This window comes from Pseudomonadota bacterium, from assembly GCA_010028905.1.
Lineage (GTDB): Bacteria > Vulcanimicrobiota > Xenobia > RGZZ01 > RGZZ01 > RGZZ01.
On sequence record RGZZ01000195.1, the window covers coordinates 1 to 8,783 of the forward strand.

Consider the following 8,783-nt stretch of genomic DNA (forward strand, 5'->3'; position numbering starts at 1 on the left):
CAGGACACCCAGACCAAGATCTTCGAGATCCAGCAGGATGTGACGGCGAACAAGGCCCAGACCCAGGACAAGGCGTTCAAGAAGTGGGATGAGTACATCCGCGCGTAGCACAGCTGCCCGCGGAACACGCGGAGCGGCAGGCCGCCTGGCCTGTCGCTCTTGCGTTCTGGGCGGCGGGCCGGGAAGGGGAACGCTCTCCGCCGAGGGCGGCAGGCGCTCGAGAATCGATACAAGTTCATATCGCTGCAAGACGGTGTTCACCGAAACGAAACAGAACGGCAAAGTCGTCGGCGTACAGTGGGCTGCATCTCGAGCCGAAAGGAAACGCCCATGCACGCACTGCAAGAGTCTCACCGCTTGTCTGCCCGTCGCACCTTGACCCCCGCTGCCGCCCTCTCACAGGGCACCGTCTCGTCTGTCGCGGCCATCGACCACGTCTTTCATCGTTCCAGGCCCCCGTCGTTGATTCCATCGAGCCGATCTGACTCCGGGGAGGAGGTGCTCCTTCCCAGACTGGCGTCTCACACGGGGGGGTGGCCCGCGGGTGCTCCTTCGCCGGTTGAGCGCCGTGCACATGGTCGTCTCGTCGAGGCAGACGCGATAGCGCCCCTGCCGGCCGCGCGCGTCACTGTTTCGGCCGCACCGGTGCCCATCGACGACGAGGCGCGTGCGCGCGACGACGAGGAGCGTCTCAGCGATGCGCTGCGGGCCCGAGAGATACGGGCCCGCATGGCGGCTGATCGCGCCCTCACCGCCGCACGCATCGCAGCCATCAAGGCCGAGGTTCAGACCGAGATGTTCCGCATCTTCGAGGAGGTGCTGATCCGGCGCCAGAAGGTCATGGCTGATCTGCGCGACAAGTGGAACCGGGTCATGTTCGCCTGACGGGAGGGGCTGGCCGCAGCCCTCTCTCTTCACGCCTGCGTTCGGATGCGGAGGGCGCGCTTCTCCCGTAGGGCGGGGGGGATGTTCACATCGTGTTTACAAAAAGTTCTTTACCCCGTCGCAACGTGCGCCTATAATGAACCATAGCACGACATAGAACCCCGAGTGGCAGTTTCTGGCGCCGTGCACGTGAGCACGGCAGCAGGCGGGGTAACAGGAGGACGGGCTCCATGAACGAGATTCGCGGCGGCGGCGTTGATCAGCGAACCTACGAGACCAATGCGCAGATGCTGGGTGCCCAGCGCGACACGGTCCGGCGCAAGGATCTCTCGAAGGCGGCTTCGGCCGACGGCACCCCCGACACGGGCGACCAGGTCGAGCTCGGACAGAGCGCTGGAGCGCACACCGGTGCCACCCAGAACCTTGCGGGCAACGCGCAGCGCCTCGCGGCCGCGCGCACGGCAATGGCCAGCGGCAATGTTCGCGCTGGTGACGCAGCCCCTGGCGAGGCAGCCCCTGAAGCGAAGGCTGGCGACACGCCTGTTGCTGCCGCCGGCCCCCAGCCCCAGCCCCAGGCCCAACCTCGTCCTGAGGCCCCAGCAGCCGCGGGCGGCGGAGCGCCTCCCTTTGGAGGGGGAGTTCCCCCGTATGGCACCCCGTTTGGCGCACCTCCTCCGGGCGGCGGCGTCCCGGGCTCGGTTCCGCCCCCCGCCGGTTCTCAGACCCAGGCTGCGCAGAATGCGCAGATGGCACAGCAAGACGCACAGAACGCTCAGACCATCTACATGCAGATGGCTGCCGACCGCCAGAAGGCGTTCATGGAGATGTGGAAGATCTTCCAGGACCTGAACACCTCCATCTTCCAGATCCTGCAAGACACGATGGCGAACCGCCAGCAGGTCATGAACAAGGCGATGGACGCCTGGTCCCAGGTTCTGCGCGGGTAGCTTTCGACCCACCTGAAACAAAGAGCCGACCCGCGCGGGCCGGCTCTTTTCGTTCTGCCGGAGAACTGGGCTGTCAGGCCCTTCTTGCGGCACAGGCCGCACGCCTGAGGCTCAGATCATGGTCGAGCTGTCGATGAAGGCGTCTTCCATCTTGCGTCGGTTCTCGCGGTTCAGGCGCATCGCTTCGTTGATGGCCTCGTTTCCGTCGAGGATGAGCTCGAGCCCCTCGTGCACATGCGCCGGGTTCTTGTCTGCGAGATACAGGCGCATGGTCGCAATGCCGCGGTTGTACATCTCGATGCCCTGGAACCCGAGCTCGAGCTCGGCCCGGAAGTCTTCATATGCCTCGCTGGGAATCTCGATGTCGCGTATCTCCTGCTCCTTGCGGGCAAGCACGCGACCGATGTGATCGAGGAAGCTGGCGTACTGCTCTTTTGTCCACTCGCCGCCAAGCACCTTGTCTCCAGCATCCTTGAGCTGGAGGTATCGCTCGTTCACTGTCTGATGCGCGAACGCTTCGGCCGTCTGGGCGACCTTTGGGAGCACCGTGTTGCAGCGCTGGCAGTAGTTCGCCCCACCGGCATTCAGATGACCGCATTTCATGCAGATCACGGCACGGGTCTCTCCCTTCTCTGGTCTGTCGCGACAGAGGAAGGTTCCGTGTTTCGTCTCGCCGCTCCTGCCCTCGCGAGGAGCAGAGGGTTTCGGTGCACGTGCAACCGAATATCTGTTGTCTTCGCTCACCCCGGCAGCGCCGCGGGCAGGGCACGGTCTCCACGGCGTGGAGGCTTCGGCTGTTCGATCGAGATTGAATGTGGGAGTCGATGCGCATGCCCCGATGTCTTGTTCGCCTCATCAGCGCCGTGACGCTGTTCTCGCTGCTGGCCTTGTCTCCGGCCCTCGCCCAGCGCCCCACCACCGACGCCACGGCGCGCCAGCTGGTCGATCACCTCTACCTGGTCTCGGGCCAGATGCCCATTCAGACACTCATCGTCGAGCTCGAAGCCAGCGAGCTCATCAATCCGAATGAGCCCAACGGCAATCTGCGCCTGGCCTCAAAAGACAAGATATTCTTCAAGCGCCCCAACAAGCTTCACGTGCAGACCATCATCATCGACCCCGGCGCGCCGATGGATGGGCGTGAGTTCACCATCATCCGGGACGGGGTGAACCGCTGGATGTTCGTCTCCACGGGGGAGTACCCGACCAAGAAGGGGGCAGACGAACCGTCTCCCTCATCGCTGCTGCCGTTCCATCTCCAGGTCTACCCGCAGGATGCCAGCAAGCAGTACACGCTGGTGAGCCGGGCTGACAAGACATTCGGAACCCCGGCCGAGGTCGTGCGCATCGCCGATCCGTCCAACCCGAAGGCTTCTGTCACCGTCTGGATCGATCGGTCGCGCTGGGTGCCTCTGGCGCAGGAGGTGGCCATCCCCTCGAGTCGACCGGGTGAGCCCGATGTGGTGAAGCGCATCGTGTACAAGGACATCCGCCAGCTGAAGGACGGCCGCTTCTTCCCCTTCAAGCTCGAGGTCTACGAAGGCGGCACGCTTCGCAAGGCGCTCACCTACAAGGGGGTGGGAATCAATGAGAACCTTCCCGACACCTTGTTCGAGCCCATGAACCACTTCATCAAATAGGGGCTCGCCCGGACTGGATCTGCTTGACGTACTCGTCAGCCGCCTGCTGGTAGGTGTCGTAGGTCTGCCAATTCCTCACGAGGGCCTGGTTGACCAGATCGTTGGCGTCGCGCGCGAGCTCTATCCCGCGTTGCAGCGAGTCGATCTGTCGGGTGTGGATGTATTCGAGCAGCGCGTCGGTGGCCTGCATGTAGATCTCGATGCCGCGCTGGCCGATCTCCATCTCGTCGGCGATCTCGGGCAGGAAGTCGGCGGGCACCTCGTGGGCAAGCATCTCGCGCACGTCGTCGAGCTTCTGCTTGAACAGCTGCCGCAGGCGCGTGATAAGAGCCCCGAACTCGTTGATGCTCAGCTGGCCGAGGGCGACTTCACGAGCGGCCTGCTCGATCTGCACGAGATGCGTCGTGAGCTTGGGAGGGGGTTGCACGCTACCTCCAGGGTGAGAGCCCTCTTCTCTGTCGCGCCCTGTTCTCCTCGTTCCGGCAGATGAGGGAGGAGCAGGTCGCGATCGGGGCGTACCCTGAAGAATCGCCGTCAAGCGAGCGTGCTCGGCCGCGCGAAATGACGGTTTCGCATCGGATTCTTGCCAGGAAGGAATCCGATCTGTTGAAGCGAATTCAATCTGGCTGAGGGTTGAGTGTTCCGCCGCCTTGTCCCGGCAGTCCCCCCCTCGAGCTCAATGAGCGGTAGACGCGCTGGAGGCGGCCATGCATCACAGGCGACTCGGTTCGAATCTTCGTCGGGGCATCTCACTCACGCTCTCTCTGCTTATCCTCTACGGCTTCAGCGTGCCCCCCGCCTGGTCGGTCACCCTCTACTCGGTTCGTCCGAAAGACACCCTGGCGCGCATCGCCCAGAAGAACGGTGTCTCGGTCGACCGCCTGGTGCGCGCGAACCCTGATGTGCGACCGACCCAGGACCTGAAGGTCGGGCAGATCCTGATCGTTCCCGACGCCGATGGTGGCGTCGCCCACGATGACGAGGAAGAAGGGCCGCCTCGCAGCGTCGTCATCAACGCCCTTCCTGCCCTGTCGGCTCCCGGACCGGCACCAACGCCTCTTCTAGGAGGCAACGACGCCGACTTCGAGAACATCGCGGTGGTCAACGAGCAGAAGACGCGTGAGCTCGCCATGGCCACCACGTCTGGAGAGCATCGCTTCGAGCTCTCCTCTCGCCGAGGCCTGATGGTCAACCAGATCATGGCGCTGTCTCGGAAGATGATCGGCGTTCCCTACGTCTGGGGCGGCACCAGTGCCACCGGTCTCGACTGCTCCGGGTTCACCATGCGCATCTATCGGCTTGTGGGCGTAAACATCAAGCGCCTGGCCGACGAGCAGTACTATCAGGGCAAGCCCACGAGCGATCCGCTGCCCGGCGACCTGGTGTTCTTCAGCACATACCTGCCGGGGCCGTCGCACGTGGGAATCTACCTGGGCGGAAACTACTTCATCCACGCGTCCAGCCGAAAGGGCGTGACCATCAGCAGCCTCGACGATGCCTACTTCAAGAAGCGCTACCTCGGTGCACGTCGCTTCTTCTGAGGTCTCGGCCGTGGGTCGTGTTGACAACCCATCGGGCCTGTGCTACATTCAGTGAACATTTGCGGAAGTGGTGGAATTGGCAGACGCGCTGGGTTCAGGGTCCAGTGCCCGCGAGGGCGTGAGAGTTCGAGTCTCTCCTTCCGCACCATCCAAGAGCGTTCTCTCACTCGAGGGCTGCTCTTTTTTGTTTCTCTGGCAGAAGAAGGCAGATAGGGCCACGCCATCATGAAGGTGCGCTTCTGGGGAACGCGAGGGTCGATACCGACGCCAGGGGTGCAGACGCTGCGCTATGGCGGGAACACATCGTGCGTCGAGATGCGCACCGATCGAGATACCCTGGTGATTCTCGACTGTGGCACTGGCATGCGCGAACTGGGCGGGCATCTGCTCTCCCAGGGCAAGCCGATTCGGGGTCACATCGTTCTCAGTCATACGCACTGGGATCACATCCAGGGATTTCCCTTCTTCGGACCGGCGTTCATGCCGGACCATCGCTTCGATATCTATGCGGCGCGTCAGATCAACAAGAAGCTTGCAGACGTGCTCTCCGGACAGATGGAGTACCAGTACTTTCCTGTCACGCTCGATCGCATGGAATCGAAGATCCGCTTCAGTGAGCTGGGCGAGTGCGAGTTCGAGATCGAGGAGGTGCGCGTTCGCGTTCAGTATCTCAATCACACGTCGCTCTGCCTGGGGTATCGCTTCGAGGCCGATGGCAAGGTGCTGTGCTACTGCACCGACATCGAGCCCAACGCCCGCCTCTTCCTTCGACACGACTCACGCGACCGTGCGTTTGAGACCAACGACATCGAGGAAGCCTTCGCCGCCATCGTGCACGACGAGGACCGCCGCTATGCCCGGTTCGTCGAGGGGGCCGATCTGGTCATCCACGACGCCATGTACACCGAGGAAGAATACGCCAACAAGATCGGGTGGGGGCACAGCAGCGCCGAGTTCGCCACAGATCTCTCGATGATCGCCCGCGTGCGCAAGCTTGCGCTGTTCCACCACGAGCCGATTCATCCGGATGAGAAGATCGACGCCATGGTGACCGACAGCAACGCACGCGCGGCTCGGAGAGGGTCTTCCCTGGTGGTCGTCGGCGCCGCGGAAGGGCACGAGATCACGCTCTGAATCGGGACGGAAGGCCCATCGAACGTCGAGTTCGCGGGGAGACGACGGGGGGAGAGGACTTTTGAAACGAACGCGAATTCAGGTCTCGTGATGCCTCCGGTTGTTCAGGTGAGACACTCGTGAGCAACAAGCCGACGCTCAAGGTGCTCATCGCAGATGATGATGACGCGCTCCTCAACCTCATTCGAATGGCCCTCATGCCAGACGAATATGACATCGTGCTGGCACACGACGGGGTCGAGGCCTTCGAGCTTGCTCGCGTCGAACGCCCCGACCTGGTGGTTCTCGATGTCGAGATGCCCAGGCAGAACGGCTTCGAGACCTGCCGCTTGTTGCGAGGCGATCCGCTGACCCGTCACGCGCCGGTCATCATGCTCACAAGCCGCAGCAGCGAGCGCGATATCGTTCAAGGCTTCGAGGGAGGCGCGCAGGACTACATCACCAAGCCCTTCAGCCTGGCGCACCTGCGCGCGCGGGTGCGCACCTGGATCATGCGGGCTGAGCCGCGCGACGAATCGGTGGGCTGAACCGCGGGGAGGACGCGGTTCCTCGTCGCGCGAACCACCCCGTGGGAGTGGATGGGGCCCGGTGGCTCTCACGGTCTTCAAAACCGATGTGTGGCTAACACCACAGGAGTGTTCGACTCGCTCCCATTCCCGCCAAGACTTCTCCGCAACCCAAGGGGCGGCCTCGCCGCCTCCCCACCTCGATGCCTGCCATCGGTGGGCGGTCTCTTTGTCAGACCCGTCTTCGTTCGCGTGAACGACCTCAGTTGCGCAGGTAGATCTGGTCGACCACCTGCAGCGTGTAGTCGCTGGCCGTGCGCACGCTCGCCGCGAACTTCGCGGTGAACGTCACGATGTTGCCTGCGCTGTTCACAGACGCCGTGAGACCCGCGATGGGCATCTTCTCGGCGATGAGCTGCCCTGAACCCGACTGTGCCAGGAACGTGCTCAGCGTGTAGGTGCACGTGGGGGCGCTGGTGGTGGCCGTGAAGGGGATCTCGGCCCGTCGCAGGTTGCCGTTGGCCGCGTCGTAGTAGTAGCACACCCATCGCCGCCAGAACGTGTTTCCGAAGTTGTCCCAGGTGATGTGCCCGGTGTTGTCGCGGGGCGAGAGAAAGATGACGTAGCCGCTGCCCACCGAGAGATAGCTCGTCCCGTGGTGGGCGAGGGAGATCTCGTTGCCGATGACCGCGGCCGTCTTCTGGGCTGAGGCCTGGAGATCGGCGGTGTTCTGGGAGACGAGCACGAACATCAGGGTGGTGCGCAGCAAGAGATAGAGCGCGGTGGTCATCACCCCCAGCAGCACGCCGTACACGGTGAGCTCGAGCAGGGTGAAGCCCCGCTTCTGTTGCAGCCGACGAACGTTCATTTCCACACCATGGTCTCGAGATCGAGATAGCGGTACCGATCATCGGTCCACGTCACACGACAGCGCACGTCCTTGAGGTTTGCGTTGCCATTGATGTTGGGCGTTACGGTGAGCTGCCACTGAAACACCCACGACTGGCTTACGCCTGCCGTTGTGGTGGTGATGACCTGGCTCGTGGGCGAGGTGCTCACGAGGCTGTCGAAGGGTGTGTAGAGCGCTTGCTCCATCTGCATCTCGCCCACGTGGTTGGCCAGAACCTGGTACTGCGCCTGACGCGAGGAGCGCTGGGTGGTGGGCATGATGCCCATGAGGGCGAGGAACGCGATGGAGAAGACCGCCGTGGCGATGAGCACCTCGATCACGCTGAAACCTCTTGAGGGCCTGCGCAACGTCACGTCACTCACGCTCCCACATGACCACGGTGGGCGTGCTCGAGCCCCCCATCGACGGATCGGTGGCGAGGGATACGTCGTAGTGAAGGGCCTGATTCGAGTCGATTGAAAGTGCGCCGCCAGAGACGACAGAGCCGTAGATCACGGTATTGCTGCTGAACGTGATGTTGCCATTTGGGGCATACATGGTGCCGTAGAAGGTCGAGTTGCTGTCGACGACCATGGTTCCCCCCACCATGAACTGCAGGTTCTTGGGCTTCTGGGTCTGGTTGTTCATCGCGAAGTTCGACGATGTGGTGTAGTTGTTCAAGACGTAGATCTTCACTGGGCTGGTTACGCTCGATGAGACGACGAGGTTTGAGTTGCTGTCGACGTTCACCGAGCTGAAGTAGTAGGTGCCGCCCTGGGTGAACGTGATGGTGCCCCTTCCCGTGAGCGCCTTCGTGGAGCTGTTGTAGGACAGGCCTGAGATGGTCCACCCAGTGCCGTTGTTGTTCGAGGTCTGGGGCCCGCTGAAATCGATGGTGGGCAGTGACAGGTTGGGCGCACCGCCCTGGGTTCCGGTGATCTGGGCCGAGCCGTTGAGCGTATAGCTTGCGGCTGACGTGTTGCCGTGCACCACCGTGTTGCTGTCGAGGGTGAGCCGCCCTTCGGTGCCCAGCGACCCGTTCGACGAGAGGTTGGTCGACGTGTTGTAGGCGCCGATGCTCGCGTTGTACGAGTCGGTGCTGGCGTTCGACGACATACCGATGGATGACCTGGCGTATGCAGCGTAGCGGTACACCGTGTTTCCCCCGATGCTCACCAGGGCACGGGTCTTGCGTGACAGGCCGTTGGACGTGCCAGTCGAGAGCAGGTACACCGTGCCGA

At 62.9% G+C, this 8,783-nt stretch carries 10 protein-coding genes and 1 tRNA gene; 7 read left to right on the forward strand and 4 right to left on the reverse strand.

What is annotated here, in order from left to right:
• Positions 1-330 precede the first annotated feature (330 nt).
• Positions 331-885, forward strand: coding sequence for a hypothetical protein (locus EB084_13750; protein NDD29322.1), 555 nt, complete (start codon positions 331-333; stop codon positions 883-885).
• 230 nt (positions 886-1,115) lie between these two features.
• The gene (locus EB084_13755) at positions 1,116-1,832 is read left to right on the forward strand and encodes a hypothetical protein (protein NDD29323.1); all 717 of its coding nucleotides are present in this window, start codon (positions 1,116-1,118) and stop codon (positions 1,830-1,832) included.
• A gap of 111 nt (positions 1,833-1,943) precedes the next feature.
• Here the strand turns inward: EB084_13755 and EB084_13760 are convergent, their stop codons facing one another.
• A complete protein-coding gene (locus tag EB084_13760; GenBank protein NDD29324.1) occupies positions 1,944-2,444 on the reverse strand; it encodes a zinc ribbon domain-containing protein in 501 nt (166 codons plus the stop codon).
• Between the two features lie 200 nt (positions 2,445-2,644).
• On the opposite strand from EB084_13760, the gene EB084_13765 reads away from it, so the two are divergent.
• A complete protein-coding gene (locus EB084_13765; protein ID NDD29325.1) occupies positions 2,645-3,472 on the forward strand; it encodes a hypothetical protein in 828 nt (275 codons plus the stop codon).
• Here the strand turns inward: EB084_13765 and EB084_13770 are convergent.
• On the reverse strand, positions 3,465-3,899 hold the full coding sequence (locus EB084_13770) for a hypothetical protein (GenBank protein NDD29326.1): 435 nt from the start codon (positions 3,897-3,899) through the stop codon (positions 3,465-3,467). The two genes, EB084_13765 and EB084_13770, sit on opposite strands and share 8 nt — an antisense overlap.
• Positions 3,900-4,179: 280 nt before the next feature.
• Here EB084_13770 and EB084_13775 point away from each other — a divergent pair, with 280 nt between their 5' ends.
• The 4 genes from EB084_13775 (at position 4,180) to EB084_13790 (ending at position 6,674) form a co-directional block, all read left to right on the forward strand.
• Positions 4,180-5,013: a peptidoglycan endopeptidase gene (locus EB084_13775; GenBank protein NDD29327.1), complete on the forward strand. Its 834-nt coding sequence runs from the start codon at positions 4,180-4,182 to the stop codon at positions 5,011-5,013.
• A gap of 61 nt (positions 5,014-5,074) precedes the next feature.
• Positions 5,075-5,161, forward strand: a tRNA-Leu gene (locus EB084_13780).
• A 77-nt stretch (positions 5,162-5,238) separates the two neighbouring features.
• A complete protein-coding gene (locus EB084_13785; protein ID NDD29328.1) occupies positions 5,239-6,147 on the forward strand; it encodes an MBL fold metallo-hydrolase in 909 nt (302 codons plus the stop codon).
• Positions 6,148-6,266: 119 nt separating this feature from the next.
• A complete protein-coding gene (locus tag EB084_13790) occupies positions 6,267-6,674 on the forward strand; it encodes a response regulator (GenBank protein ID NDD29329.1) in 408 nt (135 codons plus the stop codon).
• 241 nt (positions 6,675-6,915) lie between these two features.
• Here the strand turns inward: EB084_13790 and EB084_13795 are convergent, their stop codons facing one another.
• Together EB084_13795 and EB084_13800 are read right to left on the reverse strand one after the other, a co-directional pair.
• Entirely contained in the window at positions 6,916-7,521 is a 606-nt protein-coding gene (locus EB084_13795) for a hypothetical protein (protein NDD29330.1), read from the reverse strand.
• Entirely contained in the window at positions 7,518-8,045 is a 528-nt protein-coding gene (locus tag EB084_13800; protein ID NDD29331.1) for a prepilin-type N-terminal cleavage/methylation domain-containing protein, read from the reverse strand. The genes EB084_13795 and EB084_13800 overlap by 4 nt, the downstream gene beginning before the upstream one ends.
• Between the last annotated feature and the right edge of the window lie 738 nt (positions 8,046-8,783).

Coding starts and splice junctions, on each gene's coding strand:
- EB084_13750 (NDD29322.1), top strand. CDS start 331: ATGCACGCACTGCAAGAGTCTCACCGCTTGTCTGCCCGTCGCACCTTG.
- EB084_13755 (NDD29323.1), top strand. CDS start 1,116: ATGAACGAGATTCGCGGCGGCGGCGTTGATCAGCGAACCTACGAGACC.
- EB084_13765 (NDD29325.1), top strand. CDS start 2,645: ATGTGGGAGTCGATGCGCATGCCCCGATGTCTTGTTCGCCTCATCAGC.
- EB084_13775 (NDD29327.1), top strand. CDS start 4,180: ATGCATCACAGGCGACTCGGTTCGAATCTTCGTCGGGGCATCTCACTC.
- EB084_13785 (NDD29328.1), top strand. CDS start 5,239: ATGAAGGTGCGCTTCTGGGGAACGCGAGGGTCGATACCGACGCCAGGG.
- EB084_13795 (NDD29330.1), bottom strand. CDS start 7,521: ATGAACGTTCGTCGGCTGCAACAGAAGCGGGGCTTCACCCTGCTCGAG.